The 24,421-nt window shown below is 47.1% G+C and carries 20 protein-coding genes and 3 riboswitches; of the genes, 8 read left to right on the top strand and 12 right to left on the bottom strand.

Annotated features, from left to right (window positions below; translation table 11 throughout):
- Positions 1-37: 37 nt before the first annotated feature.
- On the bottom strand, positions 38-1,024 hold the full coding sequence (locus BXO87_RS09795; RefSeq protein ID WP_003150840.1) for a choloylglycine hydrolase family protein: 987 nt from the start codon (positions 1,022-1,024) through the stop codon (positions 38-40).
- Positions 1,025-1,340: 316 nt separating this feature from the next.
- On the opposite strand from BXO87_RS09795, the gene BXO87_RS09800 reads away from it, so the two are divergent.
- Positions 1,341-2,699 carry a purine-cytosine permease family protein gene (locus BXO87_RS09800; protein ID WP_015240847.1) on the top strand — a complete coding sequence of 453 codons (1,359 nt, stop codon included), beginning with the start codon at positions 1,341-1,343 and terminating at the stop codon, positions 2,697-2,699.
- 13 nt (positions 2,700-2,712) lie between these two features.
- Here BXO87_RS09800 and BXO87_RS09805 read toward each other — a convergent pair whose 3' ends face one another.
- From BXO87_RS09805 to BXO87_RS09825, 5 genes are all read right to left on the bottom strand, one after another.
- Complete coding sequence (locus BXO87_RS09805) at positions 2,713-3,543, bottom strand: NAD(P)H-hydrate dehydratase (protein WP_032875660.1); 831 nt, start codon at positions 3,541-3,543, stop codon at positions 2,713-2,715.
- A 90-nt stretch (positions 3,544-3,633) separates the two neighbouring features.
- On the bottom strand, positions 3,634-5,364 hold the full coding sequence (gene cydC, locus BXO87_RS09810; protein ID WP_038460357.1) for a thiol reductant ABC exporter subunit CydC: 1,731 nt from the start codon (positions 5,362-5,364) through the stop codon (positions 3,634-3,636).
- Complete coding sequence (gene cydD / locus BXO87_RS09815) at positions 5,361-7,064, bottom strand: thiol reductant ABC exporter subunit CydD (protein ID WP_038460359.1); 1,704 nt, start codon at positions 7,062-7,064, stop codon at positions 5,361-5,363. Before cydD ends, cydC begins: the two co-directional genes overlap by 4 nt.
- Complete coding sequence (gene cydB, locus BXO87_RS09820; protein WP_007614694.1) at positions 7,064-8,080, bottom strand: cytochrome d ubiquinol oxidase subunit II; 1,017 nt, start codon at positions 8,078-8,080, stop codon at positions 7,064-7,066. Before cydB ends, cydD begins: the two co-directional genes overlap by 1 nt.
- On the bottom strand, positions 8,064-9,470 hold the full coding sequence (locus BXO87_RS09825) for a cytochrome ubiquinol oxidase subunit I (RefSeq protein ID WP_007614697.1): 1,407 nt from the start codon (positions 9,468-9,470) through the stop codon (positions 8,064-8,066). Before BXO87_RS09825 ends, cydB begins: the two co-directional genes overlap by 17 nt.
- Positions 9,471-9,972: 502 nt before the next feature.
- Between BXO87_RS09825 and cimH the strand changes: the two genes are divergently transcribed.
- A complete protein-coding gene (gene cimH / locus BXO87_RS09830; RefSeq protein ID WP_038460360.1) occupies positions 9,973-11,316 on the top strand; it encodes a citrate/malate transporter CimH in 1,344 nt (447 codons plus the stop codon).
- Between the two features lie 34 nt (positions 11,317-11,350).
- Here cimH and BXO87_RS09835 read toward each other — a convergent pair whose 3' ends face one another.
- The 4 genes from BXO87_RS09835 to BXO87_RS09850 all read right to left on the bottom strand — a co-directional run bounded on the left by BXO87_RS09835 (position 11,351) and on the right by BXO87_RS09850 (position 15,405).
- A complete protein-coding gene (locus tag BXO87_RS09835; protein ID WP_038460362.1) occupies positions 11,351-12,193 on the bottom strand; it encodes a polysaccharide deacetylase family protein in 843 nt (280 codons plus the stop codon).
- 99 nt (positions 12,194-12,292) lie between these two features.
- A complete protein-coding gene (locus BXO87_RS09840; RefSeq protein WP_038460365.1) occupies positions 12,293-13,393 on the bottom strand; it encodes an ABC transporter ATP-binding protein in 1,101 nt (366 codons plus the stop codon).
- A 116-nt stretch (positions 13,394-13,509) separates the two neighbouring features.
- Complete coding sequence (locus BXO87_RS09845; RefSeq protein WP_038460367.1) at positions 13,510-14,403, bottom strand: PucR family transcriptional regulator; 894 nt, start codon at positions 14,401-14,403, stop codon at positions 13,510-13,512.
- Between the two features lie 165 nt (positions 14,404-14,568).
- Positions 14,569-15,405 (bottom strand): YitT family protein, encoded by an 837-nt coding sequence (locus tag BXO87_RS09850; RefSeq protein WP_003150818.1) that lies wholly within the window; start codon positions 15,403-15,405, stop codon positions 14,569-14,571.
- Between the two features lie 65 nt (positions 15,406-15,470).
- A riboswitch (guanidine-I (ykkC/yxkD leader) is annotated at positions 15,471-15,572 on the bottom strand.
- Positions 15,573-15,918: 346 nt separating this feature from the next.
- Here BXO87_RS09850 and BXO87_RS09855 point away from each other — a divergent pair.
- The gene (locus BXO87_RS09855; RefSeq protein WP_119834765.1) at positions 15,919-16,458 is read left to right on the top strand and encodes a DUF4352 domain-containing protein; all 540 of its coding nucleotides are present in this window, start codon (positions 15,919-15,921) and stop codon (positions 16,456-16,458) included.
- Positions 16,459-16,504: 46 nt separating this feature from the next.
- Here BXO87_RS09855 and galE read toward each other — a convergent pair whose 3' ends face one another.
- The gene (gene galE / locus BXO87_RS09860) at positions 16,505-17,521 is read right to left on the bottom strand and encodes a UDP-glucose 4-epimerase GalE (RefSeq protein ID WP_038460369.1); all 1,017 of its coding nucleotides are present in this window, start codon (positions 17,519-17,521) and stop codon (positions 16,505-16,507) included.
- Positions 17,522-17,731: 210 nt separating this feature from the next.
- On the opposite strand from galE, the gene pepT reads away from it, so the two are divergent.
- From pepT to BXO87_RS09875, 4 genes are all read left to right on the top strand, one after another.
- On the top strand, positions 17,732-18,964 hold the full coding sequence (gene pepT, locus BXO87_RS09865; RefSeq protein ID WP_007614719.1) for a peptidase T: 1,233 nt from the start codon (positions 17,732-17,734) through the stop codon (positions 18,962-18,964).
- Between the two features lie 576 nt (positions 18,965-19,540).
- Positions 19,541-19,708 carry a hypothetical protein gene (locus BXO87_RS20825; protein WP_003150808.1) on the top strand — a complete coding sequence of 56 codons (168 nt, stop codon included), beginning with the start codon at positions 19,541-19,543 and terminating at the stop codon, positions 19,706-19,708.
- A 102-nt stretch (positions 19,709-19,810) separates the two neighbouring features.
- Positions 19,811-20,287, top strand: coding sequence for an LURP-one-related/scramblase family protein (locus BXO87_RS09870; protein ID WP_038460371.1), 477 nt, complete (start codon positions 19,811-19,813; stop codon positions 20,285-20,287).
- An 84-nt stretch (positions 20,288-20,371) separates the two neighbouring features.
- A riboswitch (SAM riboswitch) is annotated at positions 20,372-20,458 on the top strand.
- A gap of 77 nt (positions 20,459-20,535) precedes the next feature.
- Positions 20,536-21,672 (top strand): 5-methyltetrahydropteroyltriglutamate--homocysteine S-methyltransferase, encoded by a 1,137-nt coding sequence (locus tag BXO87_RS09875; RefSeq protein ID WP_038460374.1) that lies wholly within the window; start codon positions 20,536-20,538, stop codon positions 21,670-21,672.
- 34 nt (positions 21,673-21,706) lie between these two features.
- Here BXO87_RS09875 and BXO87_RS09880 read toward each other — a convergent pair whose 3' ends face one another.
- Positions 21,707-22,588 carry a methyltransferase domain-containing protein gene (locus BXO87_RS09880; protein ID WP_038460945.1) on the bottom strand — a complete coding sequence of 294 codons (882 nt, stop codon included), beginning with the start codon at positions 22,586-22,588 and terminating at the stop codon, positions 21,707-21,709.
- A 362-nt stretch (positions 22,589-22,950) separates the two neighbouring features.
- Positions 22,951-23,051: riboswitch (purine riboswitch) on the top strand.
- A gap of 135 nt (positions 23,052-23,186) precedes the next feature.
- Here BXO87_RS09880 and BXO87_RS09885 point away from each other — a divergent pair.
- On the top strand, positions 23,187-24,380 hold the full coding sequence (locus BXO87_RS09885) for a NupC/NupG family nucleoside CNT transporter (protein WP_032875637.1): 1,194 nt from the start codon (positions 23,187-23,189) through the stop codon (positions 24,378-24,380).
- The last annotated feature ends 41 nt before the right edge of the window (positions 24,381-24,421 follow it).

Here is a 24,421-nt window from a genome sequence, read left to right on the forward strand (position 1 = left end):
AAAAAACAGGACAATCGCGTCCTGTTTTTTTTTTGAGCTAATTCAGCTCCTGTATATTCTGCTCCGCCGCGGCCGCAAATACTTTCGGCTCCGGACGGTCAAGATCTTCATGGAATAAACTTACTTTGTGAATCTGCCGGTTGTCGTACAGATGAAAGTAGTAGTTCCCGGTGTCACAGCACATGACCGACGTATACTGCGTATAATCAATTTCATTCTCCTCCGTGATCACCGCGCCTTTTGGAATATTCACATTGGACAGCACGTGAAAAGCGGCCGTAACGCCATCCGTTTCATGGGCGGCAGGCTCTAAATGCTCTTTCAGATAAGCGGCTCTGATGAATCGGGATGGCGGCGTGTAATCACCGGGAAGCCCGATCGTTCCAGATCCTTGGCCGAAAGCGGTTAATGTCATTCCGCCCAATGTTTTGCTTTCTGACTGCTGCGGCCTGATTCCGATATAATGGCGCAGATTGGTCACATGCCAAGGAAATTCCGGACTGTTGGTCATCACTCCGGGTTTGTTGTCATATACTTTCATTCCCTCCGGTGTCGGCTCGATGACAATGCAGCCGCCCGTGCGGTCTGATAAAATCCAATGAAGAGGCAGCACCGTATCCAATAACATCAACTTCTTCTCTACAATCGTCAGCATTGAGAGCTTTTCCTTTATGTCTTCAAGAGATTCACAGTTTGATAAGGCCCAGGTGACAAACTCATGAGGAGCGATGTGACAGGTGCCCTCCCGTTCCGCTTTCTCGTATCCCGCAAAGCCCGGAAAATACAGCGTCGCACACGACAGCCCTTTTTCATTCACGCCATCGGCAAACAGAACATTGCCGAGATTTCTCCCCATGCCGATAAATGCGTATTTCGTCTTATGCATCCTGCCGTCAGCTTCGCTTTTCCAGCTGTACTGACGAGGGTAAAGCACGACGTCCGTACCGAGCTGAAATGCAAAATCCATCGTTCGCGCCAATAGGTGATTACCGTCTGTCGTTTTCAATGTAAGACTTGTACACATATCATCAATCCCCTTTTCATTAATGAAATTTACACAAAGTAAACTATTCTTTCAGCTTAACGAATAATGGCTCCATTCGTCAAAAGATTGACACATTTCTCCTTAATACATATTAGTCTGTAAGCATATCCATGCCTTTTAAACCCTGGCAAATCGTTTTGGCGGCAGTGTTTGTTCCGTTTTTCAAAAAAACTTTTGAACGGCTGTCAGCGAGGCTTTACAATGTTTTTCCTGCATGCTGGAATTTGTAAACGGCAGGTCAATCTGTTAAGCTATGTCTTTATGTTAAAGAAGAACATACGGAGGAGATTATCTATTGAAAGTAGAAAGGCGAACGATTGAACATATTCCGCATGACGAAAGACACGGAAAGGCTAAAGATTTATTCCCCGTCTGGTTCGGGGCTAATATGCATATTACGACGTTAGTCACAGGCACACTGCCCGTTACAATGGGACTCGATCTCTTTTGGAGTATCGCCGCCATTATTATCGGGACCTTTATCGGCGCAATCTTTATGGCGTCTCATTCCGCACAAGGACCTCAGCTCGGAATTCCGCAAATGATTCAAAGCCGCGCGCAATTCGGCGTGATCGGAGCGATTCTGCCCCTCTTTTTGGTCATGTTTATCTACCTGGGCTTCTTTGCGAGCAGTACGATTCTCGCAGCCGGTACACTGAGCAGCTTTGTACCGATTCCGGCTTCATGGTGTATTATCGGCTTAAGCGCCATCTGTTTTTTACTCACGATCTACGGTCATGATCTGATTCACAAAATGCAGAAAATCCTCTCTTGGACCTCCTTTGCCGTTTTTTTTGCTGCAACGATTCTTATTTTTCAACTGCCGATTCCTTCAGGAAGCTGGGTGCCCGGCTCATTAGACCTGCCTGTTTTTCTAGTGGCGGTCAGCGCGGTGGCCACATGGCAGCTGGCATATGCACCATATGTCGCAGATTATTCCCGTTATCTGCCGGTCAAAACACCGGCATCGCATACCTTTTGGTACAGCTACGCAGGTACGTCAGTCAGTTCCATCTGGATGATGCTTCTCGGCGCCATTTTGACGACGGCGCTCCCGGAATTTACCGCTAATGCGGGAAATGAGATTGTCCGATTGTTCGGTCCGTTTTCCTTTATTATGCTGATCATTGTCCTGTTCGGGCAAATGGCGATCAACGTCTTTAATTTATACGGAGCCTTTATGTCAACGACGACTACTTTGGAGCCGTTTTTAAAACTGAAGGTGACGCCGAAAACGAGAGTGGTAATGATCCTTTGTGTGACGGCAGCGGGTACTGTATTAAGTCTCTTGGGCCAAAGCAATTTCATGGAACTGTTTTTAAATTTCATCTTTTTCATCAGTTATTTCTTAATTCCATGGACGGCGATCAACCTCGTGGATTACTATTTTATCCGACGCGGAAAATACCATGTCAAATCTATGTTTGACGTCAACGGACAATATGGCAGGGTCAATTGGATTACAGCGGCCGCCTTCGTTTTGTCGATTATATTAGAAATCCCGTTCATCAATACATCCTTTTACATCGGGCCGCTCGCTGAAATATTCGGCGGAGGCGACATTGCCTGGGTCATCGGCCTGGCCGTTCCGTCGCTGCTGTATTATGTCCTGATGAAATCAAGGGTAAAACAACAAGAGGCGCCTTCCCTATGAAGACGCCTTTTCTTTATTCATATTCCTTCCATACACGCGGCAGCAGTTCAGAAAGTTCGTGCGCCAACAAGGTATGGGCGGAGCGCTCTTTCGTCCATAATTCCGCACATTCGCCGTGAAGGCGGACGGCGTTCAATACGGCATGCTTCGGGTCTTGATGACAGCACAGCATGCCGAGAATCATTCCCGTCAGCGTGTCGCCGGTCCCCCCTTTTGCAAGCGCGCCGTTTCCGGTTGTATTTCTGCGGCATTCCCCGTCGGGAAAAGCGATAATGGTTTCGTTTCCTTTCAGGACAATCGTGGCGTGAAGCCGCTCCGCCCATTCCGCGGCATAGCCCGCTCTGTTCTGCTGAATCTCTTGAATCGGAAGGCCTGTCATTCTGGAAAATTCGCCGGGATGAGGCGTCAAGATCACAGGGGCTTTCCTCTTTGGATAGGTTCTTTTCGTAATGGCGCCCGCGTCCAGTATGACGGGATAATCGGCAGAAAGCAGCTGATCAGCCGCCTGCTGCACTTCGTCTGTTTGAGGAAGGCCCGGCCCGATGGCAGCGGCCCGGATGGTTTCCCCGGGCTGGCCCGCCGCGGCTTTTTTCCAGCCGTCACGCCAGTACGTCGCTTCCGGCAGCACCGGGACGATAAGCGGGATGACGCCTGCCGATGTACCGATGACGAGCTTGCCGACACCGCTTCTCATCGCGCCCAATCCGGCCAGAAGGGCGGCTCCCGGCATGTCATCGCTCCCGGCCAGCAATAACGCCGTCCCGAACGTTCCTTTATGGCTGTCTGCCTCCCGTTTCGGCAGCGTATCTTTCACATCCTGTTCCGTCCAATCCATTATATTCATCTCTGTACCTCCTCTTCTGTCTCCTATTTATATTCCAAACAAGAAGAGATTTTAAACCGCACAAAAAAACAGCCGCTCGTTTGCGGCTGTTTATGTTCTGATCGGAACATCAAGACGGTAAAGCTTCCGGTACCGTTCGTTTTCTGCAAGCAGCTCTTGATGGGTTCCTTCCATTTCTGCTTTTCCATTTTCTAAAAAGACGATTTTATCAGCTGTTTCCACACCCGCTAAATGGTGTGTAATCCAGAGGATCGTTTTCTCTTTAAAGACATCAAAAATCGTATCAAGCAATTCGCGTTCAGTGACCGCATCAAGGCCGACCGTCGGTTCATCAAGGATAATGACCGGCGTATCTTGGAGCAGAATACGGGCAAGCGCGATCCGCTGCCGTTCCCCGCCTGAGAAACGAATCCCCGTCTCCTGCACGGACGTTTCATATCCGTCAGGCAATGATTCAATATAATCATGCAACTTCACTTGCCGAGCCGCACGCTTAACATCTTCATCACTCGCCTTGCCGTTTCCGAGCCGGATATTGTTCATAATGCTCGTGTTAAAGAGATGAGGTTTCTGATTCAAAACGGCCACCGCTGAGGAAATCTGCTCCTGCACGGCCGCAGTTTCCAGCCCGTTCAGCATCACTTTGCCCGAATCGGGAACTAAGGCGCCTTCAATTAAAGCGAGAGAGGTCGACTTACCGGAGCCGCTCCTGCCGAGCAGCGCCATTTTTTCACCTTGGCGAAGAGTGAAGGAAAAACGGTCAAGCACATGACTGTGCTGATCATAAGAAAACGTCACGTTATCAAATGTAAGTGTCACATCCGATACATCCAGTTTCTCATCCGTCTGATTCACCTCACGACTTCGCAGCTCCGGAGCCGCCTTACTCATTCTTTTGATGGAATCCTGATAAGAAGGCACTTCCGTCAGCGCATCCGAAAGGGGCAGAAACGCCTCCGTCAATGGAAATACGACAAGCACAAAGGCCGCAATCATCGTGTTGGCGATGCTGCCGTCCGCATACTGACCCGCCGTCCAGAACAGCATAATCAATATGAAGCCGCCGACAAGACATTGCGCGGCGAGATCACGCCATCTCGTAAACCGCTGACGTTTGCTTTCAAGGTCAAACCACGCCTTCTCTTTCTCTTCATAAGAGGAAATAAAGGCCGCTTGGCGTCCCGAGAACATCCAGTCGCTCACGCCGAGCACGGCATCTGTCAGCCGGCTGTAGAGCGTATTCCGGCCGCTTTTCAGCCTCATGTTTTTCGCTCTCGTCACAAGAAGCGACACAACCGGAAACAATACAACCAATATAAACAGGTAAATCGCCGCAAAAGCGGCAAACGGCCAGGAAAAAAAGCCGAGTCCGATAACGGAGGCCGCATACAGCAGCAAAGCGGAAACCGCCGGGAAAATCGTTTTTAAAAACGCATCCTGCAAATGCTCAATATCCTCAGCCAAAATGCCGAGCATGTCGCCCGTCCGAAAACGGGATGAAAGCATGAGCGAGGCCGGCTCCAGCATATTGTAAAGCCGCACCCGCATGTCGGACACGATTTTCAAAATGATATGGTGCCCCGTCAGACGCTCGGCGTACCGTGAGACTGAACGGGCAATCCCGAAGGTCCGCACGGCCACAATCGGAACGTACACCAGCAGGATATTCTCAGGCCTGGTCGCCGACTTAGAGATCAAAAAACCGGAAGTGAACATGAGAAAGGCCGCCGAAAAAATCGTCACCGCGCCTAAAAAAATCACAAGAACAAACAAACGGGCATTTTGCTTCATATACGGCAGAATCCATTCTTCTTTTCTCATGTTCTTTCCCCCAGTTGCGCCTTTACAAGTTTGGCGTATACGCCTTGTTTCGCCATCAATTCGTCGTGGGTGCCGATTTCCGCCACCGCGCCGCCATCAAGCACGATAATTTCGTCCATCTCAAGCATCCAGTGAAGACGGTGAGTGGCCAGAAAGACAAGTTTGTTTTCAAACAGGTCTTTCATCGTTTCTTTTATTTCATATTCTGTTTCAATATCAAGGTGAGCGGTCGGCTCATCCAAAAGGAGAATCGGCCGGTTTCCTAAAAAGGCTCTGGCCAGCGCGACACGCTGAGCCTGCCCTCCGCTGAGCGCCCGTCCGCCCTCGCCGATCCGGCCGTCAAGACCGCCGGGCAGATCACGGATCAGTTCGGCAAGACCCGCCGAAGCAGCGGCCTGCGCCGTTTCCTCACGGGAAGCATCAGGATGATAAAACCGGATATTATTCAAAAGCGTGTCATCAAAAATGTACGGGTGCTGCGGAATATAAAGCAGCTGCTTCTGCCAGCCGTCCGACTGCAGATGCGAGCGGGATTCACCGTTTACCTTGATCTCACCGGACGCAGGCTCTAAAAAGCCGCCCAGCACATCAATGAGTGTCGATTTTCCCGCACCGCTTTCCCCGATTATCCCGATTTTCTTCTTCCCTTTGAAGGACAGATTAAATTCAGACATCGATTCCCGGACGGACAAACGCGTAAGCTGTAATTCATCCCCGTCAGTCCACGTATCAAGTTCGAGCGGCTTTTCTTCTTTAAAACCGGGCTGCGCCAAAATCGCTTGAATGGTTTTCCCCGCCTCCTGCCCGTTTAACGTCGCGTGGTAATCATTCCCCACTTCGCGGACCGGGAGAAAATATTCTGGCGCGAGAATGAGCGCGGTCAATGCCGGCCCGAGCAGAATTTGTCCGTCTATCAGCCGCAAGCCGAGAAACACCGCCACTGTCGCCACCGACAGCATCGTAAAGAAATCCAGGGCGAATGATGATAAAAACGCGACCCGGAGCGTGCTCATCGTCGCCTTGCGGTATCTCTCACTGACATGAAAGATGTTTTTACTGTGTGATTTGCTTAATCCTAAAAACCGCAATGTCTCCAGTCCGCGGAGCGAATCCACGAAATGATTGGAAAGCGTCTGATAGGACTTCCATTGGCGATCGGCTTTTTTCTGTGCGACAAGTCCGAGCAGAATCATAAATACAATCAAAATCGGAAGCGCAAGAATCAGAATCAATGCCGACGTTTTATCCTGAAAAAACACGTAAATAACAACGGCCGCCGGCACAATCGCCATGCTGACCATTTTCGGCAGAAACAGCTCTAAATAACGGCGGAACTGGCTGATGCCTTCCATCGCCAGCGTCACCATCCGGCCCGTCCCCTCTTTTTTCGCGAAGCGGGGGCCGAGACGGAACAATTGCTCAAGAAATCTTTTTCTTAAGTCTGCGCCGGTTTGCGCGGCATATTGGTACACGATTTTCTGCCGGACCGTTGTCACCGCATGCCGGACCAAAAACGCAAGCAGGAAAAAGCCGATAACCGGATAAAGAGAAGCAATCCGCTTCCCGTTAAATAATCCGGTTACCGCCTGGCTCAGCCATTCCGCCTGCAAGATAATGGCGGCCGTTTGTATAATCGTTAATCCCGTAATGATCGCAAGAATCCGCTTCATTCCTTTATAAAGAAACAGGTCTTTTCCCATTAATAAGTCATAGGCTCCTTATGGCTGACGCGTTTCCGGAAGACATAATAGCTCCAGATCTGACTGCCGATGACAAACGGCAGCAGAGTCAGTGCGACAATTGTCATGACCTTAAGTGAATAATCACCGGAAGACGCGTTAGCTACTGTTAAGTCATACGCGCTTGTCAGCGAGCTGACCATGACGCGCGGGAACAGAGAGATAAAAATCATCGCAACTGTCAAAGCAAGACCCGCGCCGGTCATACCGAATGCCCAGCCGTCTTTTTTCTTGCTCATGAACACAACGGCAAGAACGTTGCAGATGACAATCAGCACGAATACCGGAATCGTGATATTTGCCCGGCGTGTAAACATATCCGTATCGTATGCAGACATCGCAAAGAAAGCAAGTACAACAAGAAAGATAACACCGATTACGCGTTTTGCCATTTTTCTCGCACGCTCTTGTAAATCACCGATCGTGCGCAGGGTGATAAACATTAAACCGTGCAGGAATGAAAGAAGGGTGACGGCTGCTCCGCCAAGAACGGAATACACGTTCACAATATCTGAAAAACCTGCGTGAATGTTCATATGTCCGTCAATCGGCACACCGCGGAACAAACTTGTGAAAATAAGTCCGAATACAAACGGCGGGATAAGGCTGCCGAAGAAAATCACCCAGTCCCATGTTTTGACCCATTTCAGATTATTCACTTGGCCGCGGAATTCAAATGCCACGCCGCGCCCCATCAAGGCAAGAAGAATGATGATAAACGGAATGTAATATCCGCTCAGCATCGTCGCATACCAGTTCGGGAATGCCGCGAAGATCGCTCCCGTACCTGTGATAAGCCACACCTCATTCGCATCCCAGAACGGGCCGATGGTGTTAACCAGCACTCTGCGTTCTAATTCATTATGGCCAAGAAATCGGGTCGAAATGCCGACACCGAAATCAAAACCCTCTAAAAAGAAAAATCCGACAAACAAAACTGAAACGAGTATAAACCAAAGATCATGAAGTGACCCCATGGTAGACCTCCTGACTGAACGGATCCGTTGACACAGGAACATCCTTATGATCATCATGGTCCGCACCTTTTTTAATTTCACGAACGAATAGGAAAACAAGCAGCGCGCCTAAAATCAAGTACATGACGCCGAAGCTGATAATTGAAAACAGCAGAGATCCCGTCGTTACGTTAGGAGAAACGGATTGTGCGGTCGTCAATTGCCCCATGACCGTCCACGGCTGGCGGCCGATTTCAGTCATAATCCAACCGGCAGAGTTCGCAATGAATGGGAATGCGATCAGTGCGATCATGCCCCGTAAATACCACTTGCTCGTATGAAGCTTTTTGCGGCGGTTCAGAATAAAGCCGGCAATCGCGGCAAAAATCATCAGCGCGCCCGCGCCCGCCATAATGCGGAAACTCCAGAACGTCGTTTTAACAGGCGGGATATAGTCGCCTTTTCCGTACGTTTTTTCGTATTCTTTTTGAAGTGTTTTCATCCCTTTCACACTGCCGCTGAACTTCTGGTAAGCCAAGTAGCTGAGTGCGTAAGGAATTGAAATTTCTGATGTGTTTTTTTCTTTATTCGTATCAATATTCGCAAAAGCCGTCCACGCGGCAGGATCACCGCTGTCATCCCAAAGCGCTTCACTGGCAGCCATTTTCATCGGCTGCGATTCCATTAAATGCTCAGCCTGCATATGTCCGCTGAACGCAACGCCGATACCGGCGATCAGACCGACAATCATCGAAAGCTTGAAAGATTTATGGAAGAAAGGCACTTCTTTTTTCTTCAATAATTTAAATGCGCTGACACCGGCGATAAAGAAAGCACCCGTCGCAAGCGCTCCGAAAATGACGTGAGGGAATTCAACCCAAAGCTGAGGGTTTGTCAAAAGCGCCCCGAAATCATTCATTTCCGCGCGGCCGTTTTTAATCGCAAAGCCGACCGGCTCCTGCATGAATGAGTTTGCCGTCAAAATCCAGAAAGATGACATAATCGTTCCGAAGGACACAAGCCAAATGCAAAGCAAATGCACTTTTTTAGATAAACGGTCCCAGCCGAAAATCCATAATCCGATAAAAATAGACTCCATAAAAAACGCCAAAAGCGCTTCAACCGCAAGCGGAGCTCCAAATACGTCTCCGACAAAACGGGAATAATCAGACCAGTTCAATCCGAACTGGAATTCCTGAAGAATCCCTGTGACGACGCCGACAGCGAAGTTAATTAAAAAGAGATGCCCCCAAAATTTAGCCATTTTGAGATAGGTCTCTTGTTTTTTGACAACATAAAGCGTCTCCATCAAAGCAACCATAAACACAAGCCCGATAGACAAAGGCACAAACAAGAAGTGAAACAATGTTGTAGATGCAAATTGAATGCGGGCTAATACCAACTCACTCATGATGTTTTTCCTCCAATCTGGTAAATTGCTCAACATTTCACAAACATAGCGAAATCATTGCTCGGTATTTCACAAAAAATGATATATTTGCTCAATGTTTCACAAATTCGTCAAAACTATTGAAATATCAGCCTGTACACCCTGGGGGACAGCGGCTGTCATAGAAATGATTCAATATCATTACTTTACAACGATTCAGCCTAAAAAAAAAGATCAATATACCTAAAATAAGGCTGAAATTGTGACCGATTATTGTCGGATTTGTAGAGATTTTATGTCAGCACCTAGGATATTTGTCCCTTTGATATCGTACCTCTTTTTTATTCGTGTGGCGAACAAAATGCTTTTCTCGGTGAAAAAGCCCGCCAGATCGCCATTTTGAGAAAGAACATGTGAAGAAAACATGTCCTCTAGTAAATTCATAATATACGAACAATTTAAATTTTTTAGTATACTTTAAATGGGGATATTTTTTCACTACATAACGACTGGGGGAACAAGCATGGGAGAACTTCAACCAAAATTGCAAACGGATTCAATCCAAAAACAGGAACGGACTGATAACTGGTTTGCCAGAGCAATGAATATAAGAATCGGCATTATTCCTCTTCCTATTTATATCCTGCTTTTCTTGCTTATTACGGTGTTTGTCATGAGCCGTGATGTAAAAAGCGACATTCTGACATCAATTGCCGTCATGAGTTTTTTCGGATTTACCTTCGGCCAGATCGGAAAATCCATTCCGATCGTGCGGTCCATCGGCGGCCCTGCGATTCTCGCAACCTTTATTCCATCCGCTGTCGTCTACTACCACCTGCTTCCGAAAGACATTATTACTTCAACAACAAAATTCACGGAAAGCTCCAACTTTCTCTATCTATTTATTGCCGGTATCGTCGTCGGCAGTATTCTCGGGATGAAAAGAGAGACGCTCGTCAAAGCTTTCGTCAAGATTTTTATTCCGCTGATCGCCGGCTCGATCGCGGCCGCCATCGTCGGCTTATGCGTCGGGACGCTGCTCGGGCTCGGCTTTCAGCACACGCTGCTTTATATTGTCGTTCCGATTATGGCGGGGGGTGTCGGTGAAGGCGCGATTCCTTTATCCATCGGCTACTCCGATATTATGCCGATGTCCCAGGGAGACGCCTTTGCGCTTGTGCTGCCGTCCATCATGCTCGGCAGCCTGTGCGCCATTATGTTATCGGGCTTGCTGAATGTCATCGGGAAACGCAAACCGGAATGGACGGGCAACGGGAAGGTTGATAAGTCTGATCATTCCGCTCCCGCATTGGAACAGCCTACCAATGATAAAACGTTTGATTTGTCCTTTTTCGCTTCGGGCGGTATTTTAGCGGTTTCCCTCTATTTGGTCGGCATGCTGGCGCATGATTTCTTTCAGCTTCCGGCTCCTGTCGTGATGCTCGTCCTTGCCGTTCTCATTAAGCTGTTCAGGCTAGCGCCGGCTTCGATTGAAAACGGAGCCTTCGGCGTCTCGCGCTTTTTCTCGACAGCCGTGACCTATCCGCTCTTATTTGCGATCGGCGTTTCAATGACACCGTGGGACAAGCTGATTGCGGCGTTTACGATCAGCAACATCATTACCATTTTATCAATCGTCGTCACGATGATGGCCGTCGGTTTTCTGACCGGAAAATGGATGAATCTGTATCCGATTGAGACGGCAATTATTAATGCCTGCCATTCCGGCCAGGGCGGCACCGGCGACGTCGCGATCTTGAGCGCCGCTGAACGGCTTGAGCTGATGCCGTTCGCCCAAGTGTCGACCAGAATCGGCGGAGCGATTACCGTGAGTGTCACCCTTCTGCTGCTTCATCAATTCTATTAAACTGAAAAAAGCCTCCGCATATGCGGAGGCTCTGTTATTTCATCACATTTTGAATATAAGAGCCGAATGCCGCGCCGGACATGCCCGGCGACACACGGACGCGGTGAAGCCCGTAAAGCCCCTGATCTCTTGACGCCGCTCCCGGCTCCGTCGTGACCGCCATACGGTAGCCTGACGCGGCGGCGGCTTTTAATGTTTCCTTATTATATCGTCCGACAGGGTAGCTGATCATAGACGTCCGCTGCCCGAACATTTGATCAAATAAACGCTTAGAGTCCTTCATTTCACGTCGCTGCTGCTGCGGTGTGAGCCCGTTCAATTCGAGATGGTTCATCGTATGGCTCTGAATGGAAATGCCGTGGGCGGCCATCTCCTTCATCTGCTTCTCAGTCAGATGATGCTTATGCCCGATAAAGTTTCCGATCATAAAGATTGTCGCTTTCATCTTGTATTTCTTTAAAATGGGATAGGCCGCTTTCACATTGTCGGTATAGCCGTCATCAAATGTGATCAGAACACATTTTTCACGCGGCTCCTTATCCTCCGTCAGCATCAGATAGGCCTCTTCAGGAGTCATCGTATAATAGCCGTGATCATGAAGCCACTTCATATGCTGCCGGAATTCTTCCTTCGGCACGCGCAGGCTGTTTCCCTCAGAAATGCTGTGGTACATCAGAATCGGCAGTCTTGCCGTTCCTTTCGTTTTAACCCAGGCGGACGTATCCGGCTCTTTTTTGATTTGGCGCTTTACAGATTTTTTATCGTGGTGCGCTTCTGCCTTCGGAATGCTTTGTTCGGCGCTTGCCTCATGGCCCGAGCAGGCGGCAAGCGTAAACACGGCAGCCAAAAGGCACATGCACATGATCATGCGTTTCATCGTTTTCCTGCTTTCTGTCTTCTATTTACTTTTTATATCGGTTATGCGTCATAAATTGTTACATCAAAAAAGCCGGACTTCCAGCTGTCCGGCTTTGCGTTATGAGCGGATTCTGATTTCTGTTTCACTGTCAAAAAAGTGAGCCTTATTCATGTCGAAAGCGACGGTCAATTCCTCACCGGCACGAATGTCATGGCGGGCGTCAATCCGGGCGATAAAATCCTGATCCCCGATCCGGGAATAGACCATAATTTCTGACCCGAGCAATTCCGCGACATTGATTTTAGCTGTGATGGATGAATTCTTATAGGATTCTACCACAATCAGCTCGTCATGTATGTCTTCCGGGCGGATGCCGAAGATAACATCTTTGCCGGCATACCCTTTTTCCCGTAGCATTTTCATTTTCCCTTCCGGCACGCTGAGAGCGGCTGAACCGATGTGAATGGCGCCGTCCGTCAGCTTTCCTTTGAAAAAGTTCATCGCCGGGGAGCCGATGAACCCGCCGACAAATACGTTTTCCGGATGTTCATACACGTCTTTCGGGGTGCCGATCTGCTGAATTTTTCCGTCCTTCATGACTACGATGCGTGTCGCCATCGTCAGTGCTTCTGTTTGGTCGTGCGTCACATAGATTGTGGTTGTTTGCAGCCTTTGATGCAGCTTAATAATTTCTGCCCGCATCTGCACCCGAAGCTTTGCGTCCAGATTTGACAGCGGCTCATCCATTAAGAACACTTTGGCATCCCTGACAATCGCCCGTCCCAATGCAACCCGCTGCCGCTGCCCGCCGGAGAGCGCCTTCGGTTTGCGGTGCAGATACTCTGTGAGCCCCAGCATTTTCGCCGCTTCTTCGACCCGTTTTTTAATCTCAGGTTTCGGCATCTTCCTCAGCTTCAGACCGAAAGCGATATTATCATAGACCGTCATGTGCGGATATAACGCATAGTTTTGAAACACCATAGCGATATCCCTGTCTTTAGGAGCGATGTCATTCACTCTCGTGTCACCGATATAGAAATCACCCTTCGTAATATCCTCCAGCCCGGCAACCATCCGCAATGTTGTCGACTTGCCGCAACCCGACGGACCGACAAACACGATAAACTCTTTATCTTTAATATGAAGGTTAAAATCATCGACAGCCGCTTCTTTTTGATCGTAATACTTATAAATATGCTCCAGCCGAAGTTCCGCCATGTCATCTCCCCTTTTTTGTAAGCGCTTTCTTTAATAGGATTGTAACAGCGTCAGACGGCGGCGGATATAGGCAATGTTCATAAAAAAAGTCCGCTGCTTTCGTGCACATTTCCCATTTAATGTGATTTTTCATACTGCAGACAAATGAAATAAGCCAGCAGGGCGCCCCGATATGTCTTAATATCAATACCTGAGCGTTCCGCGAATTTATCAATCCGATATTGAAGACTGTTGCGGTGCAAATGCAGTCTTTTCGATGTGAGCGACATGTTCGAGTTATGTTCAATAAAAGTCTGAATCGTATGCTTCAGCTCCGGTTCTTTCTGAAACAGCAGCGCCGCTTCTTCGTGAAGCAAGGCTGAGAGCTTTTCTCTGCTTTCTTCCATGAGCATGGCCGGAAATACCGTTTCCGCGGTCAGCGTGCTCAGCTGCGGGAGATGACGCCGGCCAATCTGACAATATTGCTGTTCTCTCCGATAATGAAGGCGCAGACGTTCTCCCGCGCCGTAATACCTTCCGATGAAAAAACGGACACTGAAATAAAAATCGCCTTCGAGAATCTTCACAAAAGATGCGATGTCATCCGAATCTGGCGCTTCCAGCTTTTCTTCCTCCACAATCACGCCTTGATCCCTTCCCGTCCGGACAACTGTATATGAAACCGGCCAGAAATGGCGCAGCGCTTCCGTAAATGCCCCCCAGTCCCGTTCTCTCAATAAGTCATAATGGATAAAACGGACACGAGGCTCCTTGACATCAGGCACCGGACCCTCTTCCAGCAGAAACCGCCGCCACCTCTTTGCTGCCGCCGTCTCCGGAAAAAAATCGCCTTTTTCTTCAGCGGGCTTCAAAAATGATTCCAGAAGCAGTTTCTCCTTCGGGGTAATATCCTCCTTCGGAATGGTGACATAGACCCGCCTTTTCTCATCATAAAAGCAAAAGACATCCTCCGCCGTACAGCACGTATCAGACAACACAGCCCTCGGGTAAATTGCCAATAACGGGTTCATATGCGCTCCTCTCTATCGCTCTATCATATTTTCAGTATAAAACGTCCGGCCGATTGTATCCACTTCGTTTTAAGAAACAGCTTTCAGGCTATTTCCCGGGAAACGGATCATAACAGCTTCTGCCGGCATAAGAAAAAACCCTCCGCGCCGGCAGAGGGATCCTTTTTATTTAGAGATATCGACGAAGCCTTCACCAAAAACGTCACGCACATCATGAACAATGACAAACGCTTTTGTATCACAGCTTTTAATAATTTTTTTGAGCATGGAAAGCTCTTGTTTCTGGATGACGATATATAAAATTTCCTTCGACTGCCCCGTGTAATTTCCTTTACCCGACAGCAGCGTAACCCCTCTGTCCATAAGCGTGTTGACCTGTTCAGCGATTTCGTGCTTATGCTCAGATATAATCGTCACCGCTTTTTTCGTATTCAGACCTTCAATGATAAAGTCCATCACCTTCGTTCCGATGTACAGCATGACAATGGTAAACATCATTTTTTCCGCACCGATGATGAAATAAGAACTGAAGACGACAATCAGATCAAAGAACAAAAGCGCATAGCTGATATTCCAATCGAGATATTTGTTCGCAATCCTCGCCAAAATGGCAGAACCCGCAGTCGTGCCTCCGACTCGAATAATGATCCCGATTCCGACACCGGCAAACACACCCGCAAAAATAGTATTAATAATGAGTTCATGTGAAGGCGAGTGCCAATCATGCGTCAGATGCAGAAACAGTGAATTGGCGACAACGGTAATGATCGTATAAAGCGTTGTTTTTCCGTCTAAAAATTTATATCCGATAATCAATAAGATCCCGTTCAAAATGATATTCGTCACCCCGGGCGACCATTCAAACACATAGTACAAGATCAGGGTGATTCCCGTTACCCCGCCCTCTCCAAGATCATTCGGAATGGCGAATAAATTAACGGCTAAAGCAAAGATAAAAGCCCCAATAATCAGCATCAGCACATCCAGCAATCTCTTTTTCATCCCAGACACTCCCTTTATATAAAATCAAAAAAGCCCGGGAGAGCACTCTTCATTAAAAGAGCAGAAACTCCCGGGCTTTTATCCCAACGTGTCACAGCAGGAACCTGCTGTGTGTTTTCTCTCGGTCCAGACCAATTCAGCATTGCGGAACCCTAGAAAACCACTGTTTTTTATGTTCAGTTTTTGTATATCTTTCAAGATTATACGGGAAATCACGAACATGTTCAACCACTCTTTTTTCAATAAACCTATAAAAAATTCGAACGATCTGCCGATACTAAAAAAGCTCCTTAAAATACATGACTAAAAAATCATTAAAATACTTTTTTTCTCAAAATATTATTGACTATAGGTTATTTTACAGGCATTATAGTATGTAGTTTTCAAGAAATAGTTTACATAGGAGGAAATATTATGGCAGGCAACCTGGTGTCTTGTAAGGCATGCGGCAAAGAAATCGCTAAAGGCGTTAAAAAATGCCCAAACTGCGGTAAAGATCAGAGAAACTTTTTTATGAGACATAAAATTATTACATTGCTTCTGGCAGTAGTGGTTATTATCATTCTCGTAAACATCGGCGGCGGAGGCGGATCTTCATCATCTAAAACCGCGTCTTCAAAAGCTGCGGAATCCAAGGAAAAACTGTATAACATCGGTGACACTGTTAAGACTGAGAAAACTGAAGTTACTGTTACCAAAGTGGAAAAAAGAGATTCAGTAGGCTCTCAATTTGTCGAGAAAAAAGCGTCTGACGGCGGCGTTATCGTAGCTGTTCAATACACAGTTAAAAATGTTTCAAACAAGCCGTTAAGCTCTTTCTCCATTCCAAGAGCGAAATTAGTAGATTCTAAAGGAACATCCTATGATTCAGATATTGATGCTTCTTCAAGCTATGCAACAGAAACAAAAGTAGACAACAGTAAAATTTTAAGTGACTTGAACCCAAACATTAAAGTTACGGACGTAAAAGCTTTTGAAGTTGATAAAAACGCATACTCTAAAGGCACTTGGAAATTAAAGTTCAGCAACGATGTTGAAGTGAAAATTAAATAATGACCGTAATAAAAGAGACCTTCACCATTTGAAGGTCTCTTTCTTTTTACACCTTTTGGTACCCGTTCACATTGGAGGACTGCCACTTCCAAGAGTCGGCGCACATGTCTTCAAGCCCGCGCTTTGCTTCCCAGCCTAATTCAGCCTTCGCTTTTGCCGGGTCTGCGAAGCATGCGGCGATGTCTCCCGGGCGCCGGTCGGCAAAACGGTACGGCACTTCTTTTCCTGATACTTTTTCAAACGCCTTGACCATCTCAATAACGCTGTAGCCTCTTCCCGTGCCGAGATTATAGGCATCCGCGCCTGTTGTGTTCAGCACCTTCTCAAGCGCTCTGACGTGGCCCTCGGCAAGGTCAACGACATGGATGTAATCCCGCACACCGGTGCCGTCCTTTGTCGGATAATCATTGCCGAACACCTGCAATTGCTCAAGCTTGCCGACAGCGACTTGTGCGACGTACGGCATTAAATTATTCGGGATGCCGTTCGGGTCTTCTCCGATCCGCCCGCTCGGGTGCGCGCCGAACGGATTAAAGTAGCGGAGCAGCGCAATGCTCCATTCAGAGTCCGCTTTATGCAGATCGCGTAAAATCTGTTCCAGCATCAGCTTTGTCTGCCCGTAAGGATTGGTCGCGCTTAATGGAAAATCCTCAGTGATCGGCGTTGTTTCCGGAACGCCGTAAACCGTCGCTGAAGAACTGAAGACGATCTTTTTCACACCGTGTGCCTGCATGGCTTCACATAAAATAAACGTCCCCGTCAGATTATTATGATAATAACGGAGCGGAACAGCCACAGACTCACCGACCGCTTTTAATCCCGCAAAATGAATGACGGCTTCAATCTCATTTTCAGCAAACACCCGGTGAACGGCGTCACGGTCAAGGAGATCCGCTTCATAAAACACAAGCCCTTTTCCGGTAATGTCTTTCACACGCTCCAATGCTTCCGGTGAACTATTTGACAGATTATCCAGAACCACGATGTCATAGCCGCCGTTTAACAGCTCGACACATGTGTGGCTTCCGATATAACCCGCTCCGCCTGTCACTAAAATCGCCATGAAGAAAGCCTCCCCTATTGAATGAATTGACCATATTATATCGGTTTTTTCTTCCTCAATCATCCATTTCCAAAAAGTTTAATCGTTTAGTCATCGTTTCTTCATAATTTATTTTCATTCGCGTAAAACACAGAGCCCTCGATTCAAAACGGTTGCGAAATAGAAATCCCTCCCCCGCGCATGGTAAGATAAGACAAAGGAGATGACGGTATGAAAAAAGAAATCATTGAACGCTTTACCTCTTATGTAAAAGTCGATACACAGTCTGACGAAAACAATGAAAACTGCCCTTCAACCCCCGGCCAGCTGACATTGGCCAACATGCTGGCAGATGAATTAAAGTCGATCGGCATGACAGACATCACAGTCGATGACAATGGGTACGTCATGGCGACTCTGCCGGCGAATACGGATAAAGACGTGCCGACTGTCGGTTTTCTGGCTCACGTGGACACCGCGACCGATTTTACCGGAAAAAATGTGAATCCTCAGATTATTGAGAGCTACGACGGACATGATATTGTTCTGAATGACAAACTCAATGTCGTCCTGTCGCCTGAGCAATTCCCGGAGCTCTCCCGCTATAAAGGCCAGACGCTGATCACAACAGACGGCACGACGCTGCTCGGAGCCGACAACAAAGCGGGCATTGCCGAAATCATGACGGCAATGGCGTACTTGATCAAACATCCGGACATCAAACACGGAACGATCCGGGTCGCGTTCACGCCTGATGAAGAAATCGGCAGAGGCCCTCACAAATTCGATGTCGGCCGCTTCAACGCCGCATTCGCCTACACGATAGACGGAGGCCCACTCGGCGAACTGCAATATGAAAGCTTTAACGCAGCCGCCGCAAAGCTTACTTGTTACGGAAAAAGCGTCCACCCGGGAACGGCGAAAAACAAAATGGTCAACGCTTCAAAAATCGCGATGGAATTTCATCACGCACTGCCGAAAGAAGAAGCGCCGGAATATACGGAAGGGTATGAAGGCTTCTATCATTTACTTTCCATGAACGGAGACGTTTCTGAAGCCGCCCTGTCGTACATCATCAGAGACTTTGACAGAGACCGCTTTGCAGAACGAAAAGAATATATGCAGAAAACCGCCGATGCGCTGGCGGCCAAATACGGCAACGAAAGCATCAAGCTTGAACTGCGTGATCAATATTACAACATGAGAGAAAAAATCGAACCGGTCAAAGAGATAGTCGATGTCGCCTATCAAGCCATGAAAAACCTCGACATCGAACCGATTATCGAGCCGATCCGGGGCGGAACCGACGGATCACAGCTCTCTTACATGGGACTGCCGACACCGAACATTTTTACGGGCGGCCAAAACTTCCACGGAAAATATGAATACATTTCCGTCGATCATATGGAAAAGGCGGTAAACGTCATTGTTGAAATCGCCAGGCTCTTTGAAGAGCGCGCTTAAAACCAAAGCCCCCTGCTTTGGTTTTTTTCTTTCACATGAAACCTTTCCTTCTTTCTTTCCGTATATAAGGTATGAATTGGAAAGAAGGAGTGAAGACTATGGCAAGAGGGACTGTAGCGAAAGAATTGAAAAAAACCTTAAAAGACCCGCGTGTTCTGGAGACAAAATCAAACCCTTTTAAAAAACTGCGGAAAATGTTCAAACGATTTTTTTAAGATAACATCTCGTTTTCTTTAAAAAAATAAAGAAAGCGCTGTCAACTCGCAGTCATCTGTTAGAAGCAGTTATTTTGCATATTATAAGGTTTTTTAGGGTACTGAATAACACAAGGCAAACGAAAACACCAAAGTAGTTAATTAGACACTTACAAAAAATAGTGAAAAAGTTATATAAACGATCATCATTCATCAGCCGATACAATCTATAGAACCACAACAAGAGAAAAATTTCTTCAACCCATAGTTATTTTTACGGAAAATGACGTTATTTTTTAAAAAAGTGACAATTGTTTGAATACTTTTCGTTTGTTTTTTCGTACAATAATAATACCAAAACTTTTTTTGGGAGGTATGTAAAATGATGCTACTTATTTTTGCTGCTTTGACAGGGTATCTTGTTTTCTCTTTCAGTAAGGACAACCGCCGGAAAACGCCAAAGACAAGCCCGCTGGTGACAGCTGCCGACACGAATAACATCATTGATTTAAATGCAATCCGTCAAAAACGCCGGATGCCGCTATCATAAAAACGACAGCTGCCGCAAAATCGGCAGCCTTTTTTTATGCACCCGGCCGATATGAAACCAACCGCCTCCTTTTTTCGTACAACATAAAAAAGGAGTTTTTTTATGTACCATTTTTACATCAAAGAGCGAATGTTGACGTTTAAGAATCGTTTTCAAGTGTTTCTTGAAAGCGGAAAAGAAATCTACAATGTTGAAGGAAAGCTGTTTTCATTCGGTGATGAACTGAAGCTGACTGATTTGGACGGCCGCACGCTCGCCAGCGTCAATCAGAAACTGATGTCGCTCGTTCCCCGTTACGAGATTTCCGTCAGCGGCAAACCCGTCTGCCAAGTCATCAAGAAAGTCACGTTATTCAAACCGAAATTTGAAATTTCCGGACTCGGCTGGGATCTTACCGGCGATGTGTGGGGCCGGAATTTTCAAGTGACAGACGGAAAATCAAACCGGATGACCGTCACCAAATCATGGATGAGCTGGGGCGATTCCTATCATTTGCAGATTGAAAAGGAAGAGGATATCGTTCTTTGTCTCGCGATCGCCATTGTGATAGATATGATTCTATTTGAGGGTGATAAATAAAAATATTTATCGAAATATATTGACAATATGAGAAAACATACTAAGATTAATAGTATTACAGTTTATTCTGAAAAATAGCATATTTCCTTATCAAGAGAGGTGGAGGGACTGGCCCTATGATACCCGGCAACCGCTGTTCAGCAGAATGGTGCTAAATCCTGAAGATAAGGTTGAGATTTGCGGACGCAAGCTCTTCCCTATCCGAGGGAAGAGCTTTTTATATTTCATCAGGAAAGAAGGAATCGTTCATGTCACAGCAAAACACAGAACAACCATTGCATACGCTTCTAAGAAAAAACCCGCCGTTTCGCGCGGATCAGGTCGGAAGCCTGCTGCGGCCGGCGGCTGTGAAGCAAGCCCGCCTGCAAAGAGCGGCGGGTGAGATTTCGGCAGAACAGCTGCGCGAAATCGAAAACAAAGAAATCATCCGCAGTGTGAAAAAGCAGAAAGAAACCGGCCTCAATGTCGTGACTGACGGCGAATTCCGCCGTGCCTGGTGGCATTTTGATTTTCTCGAAAACTTAGACGGCGTCGAAGCATTTACGCCTGAAAGCGGCATTCAGTTTCACAACGTACAGACGAAAGCGCGCGGCATTAAAGTAACGGGAGATATTGATTTTTCTCAGCATCCGATGCTCGAAGATTATAAATTCCTGCACAGCATTGCCGGCGATGCTGTTCCGAAAATGACCATCCCAAGTCCGAATATGCTGTTTTTCCGCGGAAAATTGGAAAAAGCGTCCTACCAGAATGATTACAAACAATTTCAGCACGATGTGTCAAAGGCGTATAAAAAAGCGATTCAAGCTTTCTATGACGCCGGGTGCCGCTACCTTCAGCTCGATGACACCGCATGGGCCGTTTTCTTATCAGAAGCGGGGCTTCGTCAGATTGAAGCTTTCGGCACAACGCCGGATGAGCTGCGCAAGCTGTTTGCCGCTTCCATTAATGACGCCATCAAGGACCGCCCTGACGATCTGAAGGTTACGATGCATATCTGCCGCGGCAACTTCCAATCCACATGGACGGTTGAAGGCGGCTATGATGCAGCGGCTGAAACGATTTTTGACGGGCTTGACCTTGACGGATTGTTCCTGGAATATGATGATTCCCGCTCCGGCGGCTTTGAACCGCTCCGCTATGTCAAACGCTCTGATCTTCAGCTTGTGCTTGGCTTGATTACGTCGAAACATGGCGAACTTGAAGACAAGGACGCGATTAAACGCCGGATTGAAGAAGCTTCACAATATGTCAGCCTGGATCAGCTTTGCCTCAGCCCGCAATGCGGATTCGCCTCCACTGAGGAAGGAAACCTGATCACAGAAGAACAGCAATGGGCGAAACTGCGCCATGTCGTCAACATTGCCGGTGAAGTCTGGAAATAAAAAAAAGACACGCGATTAGCGTGTCTTTTCCGTTTTACAGCGGATCGGTTCCGATTAAAATATCGATATCTATCGTGACAGCAGCCTCTTTCCGGCTGATGAACCGCCGGATGCTGTCATCAGTACATTTCCATGTTAAGGGCGTCATTTTCACAAGCCGCTCGAGGTCAGGCTGCGCTAAGGTCTTCGTGTAACACAGCCGTTTGCGCTCAAAGGTTTGAAAGCCCGCTTGGAATCGTCCGGCCGCAGAATCGGCGGTGTCATTCCGCCGAGGGCTGTCTCCGAAGAAGAATTCCCTTACTTCCTTCAAATAATCACGCCGCGGCACCGCTTTAATGACTGTGCCGCCCTTTCGTAAAAGCCTGCTACATTCCTTGTAATTCCAAGGTGATAAAACAGACATCACGACATCAAAACAGCTGTCGGCAAACGGCGCATCCGCCACATCAGCGACGGCAAAAACCAAATGATTCCCGAACGCCTTTGCGGCATGCAGCACACCTTCTTTCGAGAGATCAATGCCGATTCCCGTCACGGAAAAAGCGGGCTGAAGCAATTTGCATACGGCGGCTAAATGAGAGCCTTCTCCGCATCCCGCATCCAATATCGCCGCCGGTTTTTGCGGAGGTTGAATATGGGTGATGATGGCGGCGATCTCCTTTTGAACCGGAGCAAAAAATTCCCGGCTGTCAAAAAGCTCGCGTCTCGCTTCGAACAGCTGCCTGTCATAGCGGGTTTTGACCGATTTATTGAGGAAATTCACATATCCCTGCTTTGATATATCAAATGTATGCCCCTGTCCGCAAATCAAGCTTCGGTATCGTGAGACCGCCATGGCCGACCGGCATAGCGGACACCTGAACACGGATTGGCATGATTGCAGTAATTCCGCGCGTTTTCTTTTTATAGACGTCAAAAAAAACACCTCATTCATTCGTTATTCCGATGAAATGAAAAAGGCATAGACAAATAAACCTTGCCGAATTGGAAGGTTTTACCTATTTATCTATACCTCTCATTATCTGTAACGAATGAATTGGATGATCACGAAAATGCCCCCTTTTCTGCCGTCTTTTGAAGGCTGTGCCCTCAGATCCATTTTATCAGCTGCATCCCGTCTTTACAATGAACCGGAACGGTTTTGGGGGTATTTTAAACCTTTATTATCCAATTACTTATAGACATCCTTTATTTTCTTTATTTATAATATAAATTTATTATTTTGAAAATATCTAAAAAGGTTGATTTTCAAAAATTGAAACGATAAAATACTGCTATCTCATGTAATATCGTTATTCTTGTATATGATCAGTAATATGGTCTGATTGTTTCTACCTAGTGCCGTAAAAGACTAGACTACAAGAAAGTTTGCATAAATTTGAACGAGTGAAAAGCATATGACGCTGTCTATTCTTTTCTTTTGGCTCTTATTTATCACACTTTCTGGCTTTCAGGAATTTGTGACGAATAAGAGCTTTTTTTATTTCCATAATACCCTTATAGGAGTTGCTCACATGTACTTTTTATTGAACATTGTCGGTCTCATTGTTGTCATGGCTGTTGTTTTCTTATGCTCTCCCAACAAGAAGAAGATTAAATGGCGTCCGATTGTCATGCTCCTCGTCTTTGAGTTTCTGATTACTTGGTTTATGTTAGGGACAAAAATCGGCGGCTTTGTCATCGGGAAGATCGGCGCGTTCTTTACATGGCTGATTTCCTGCGCCAGTCAAGGGATTGCGTTCGCTTTTCCGTCTGTCATGGCGAACCCGACGGTTGATTTTTTCTTCAGCGCATTGCTGCCGATTATCTTCGTCGTGACCTTCTTTGATATGCTGTCTTATTTCGGTATTCTGCCGTGGCTCATTGATAAAATCGGCTGGCTGATTTCTAAAATATCCCGTCTGCCGAAACTGGAGAGCTTTTTCTCCATCCAGATGATGTTTTTAGGAAATACGGAAGCTTTAGCCGTCATCCGCCAGCAGCTTGCCGCCGTCAGCAACAACCGGCTTCTGACATTCGGGCTGATGAGCATGAGCAGCATCAGCGGCTCGATCATCGGATCGTACTTGACGATGGTTCCGTCCACTTATGTGTTTACAGCCATCCCGCTGAATTGCTTAAACGCGCTTTTAATCGCCAATATGCTGAATCCTGTGGACGTTTCTAAAGAGGATGATATTATTTACGTTCCTTCAAAAGCGGAGAAAAAAGACTTCTTCTCCACGATTTCTAACAGTATGCTTGTCGGCATGAACATGGTCATTGTCATTTTAGCGATGGTAATCGGCTATGTGGCGTTAACGGCCGCGTTAAACGGCGTACTCGGACTGTTCGTGCACGGTTTGACCATTCAAAAGATTTTCTCATACATCTTCAGTCCGTTTGCCTTCCTTCTCGGATTAGGCGTACATGACGCGATGTATGTCGCACAGCTGATGGGCATCAAGCTCGCGACGAATGAATTTGTGGCAATGGCCGATCTGAAAGGGCAGCTGAATTCACTCCCGCCGCACACGATTGCCGTGGCTACGACATTCCTGACATCATTCGCAAACTTCAGCACCATCGGTATGATCTACGGATCTTATCAATCTCTGCTTGATGGTGAAAAATCAGCCATCATCGGAAAAAACGTCTGGAAGCTGCTTGTCAGCGGAATTGCCGTTTCCTTATTGAGCGCGGCGATTGTCGGATTGTTTGTCTGGTAAAAGAAAAAAAGCGATACCGCTCCGTTTTGGAGTGATATCGC

It is taken from the genome of Bacillus sp. GZB (assembly GCF_001975995.1).
Lineage (GTDB): Bacteria > Bacillota > Bacilli > Bacillales > Bacillaceae > Bacillus > Bacillus velezensis.

Coding starts and splice junctions, on each gene's coding strand:
- BXO87_RS09795 (WP_003150840.1), bottom strand. CDS start 1,024: ATGTGTACAAGTCTTACATTGAAAACGACAGACGGTAATCACCTATTG.
- BXO87_RS09805 (WP_032875660.1), bottom strand. CDS start 3,543: ATGAATATAATGGATTGGACGGAACAGGATGTGAAAGATACGCTGCCG.
- cydC (WP_038460357.1), bottom strand. CDS start 5,364: ATGAGAAAAGAAGAATGGATTCTGCCGTATATGAAGCAAAATGCCCGT.
- cydD (WP_038460359.1), bottom strand. CDS start 7,064: ATGGGAAAAGACCTGTTTCTTTATAAAGGAATGAAGCGGATTCTTGCG.
- cydB (WP_007614694.1), bottom strand. CDS start 8,080: ATGGGGTCACTTCATGATCTTTGGTTTATACTCGTTTCAGTTTTGTTT.
- BXO87_RS09825 (WP_007614697.1), bottom strand. CDS start 9,470: ATGAGTGAGTTGGTATTAGCCCGCATTCAATTTGCATCTACAACATTG.
- cimH (WP_038460360.1), top strand. CDS start 9,973: ATGGGAGAACTTCAACCAAAATTGCAAACGGATTCAATCCAAAAACAG.
- BXO87_RS09835 (WP_038460362.1), bottom strand. CDS start 12,193: ATGAAACGCATGATCATGTGCATGTGCCTTTTGGCTGCCGTGTTTACG.
- BXO87_RS09840 (WP_038460365.1), bottom strand. CDS start 13,393: ATGGCGGAACTTCGGCTGGAGCATATTTATAAGTATTACGATCAAAAA.
- BXO87_RS09845 (WP_038460367.1), bottom strand. CDS start 14,403: ATGAACCCGTTATTGGCAATTTACCCGAGGGCTGTGTTGTCTGATACG.
- BXO87_RS09850 (WP_003150818.1), bottom strand. CDS start 15,405: ATGAAAAAGAGATTGCTGGATGTGCTGATGCTGATTATTGGGGCTTTT.
- BXO87_RS09855 (WP_119834765.1), top strand. CDS start 15,919: ATGAGACATAAAATTATTACATTGCTTCTGGCAGTAGTGGTTATTATC.
- galE (WP_038460369.1), bottom strand. CDS start 17,521: ATGGCGATTTTAGTGACAGGCGGAGCGGGTTATATCGGAAGCCACACA.
- pepT (WP_007614719.1), top strand. CDS start 17,732: ATGAAAAAAGAAATCATTGAACGCTTTACCTCTTATGTAAAAGTCGAT.
- BXO87_RS20825 (WP_003150808.1), top strand. CDS start 19,541: ATGATGCTACTTATTTTTGCTGCTTTGACAGGGTATCTTGTTTTCTCT.
- BXO87_RS09870 (WP_038460371.1), top strand. CDS start 19,811: ATGTACCATTTTTACATCAAAGAGCGAATGTTGACGTTTAAGAATCGT.
- BXO87_RS09875 (WP_038460374.1), top strand. CDS start 20,536: ATGTCACAGCAAAACACAGAACAACCATTGCATACGCTTCTAAGAAAA.
- BXO87_RS09885 (WP_032875637.1), top strand. CDS start 23,187: ATGTACTTTTTATTGAACATTGTCGGTCTCATTGTTGTCATGGCTGTT.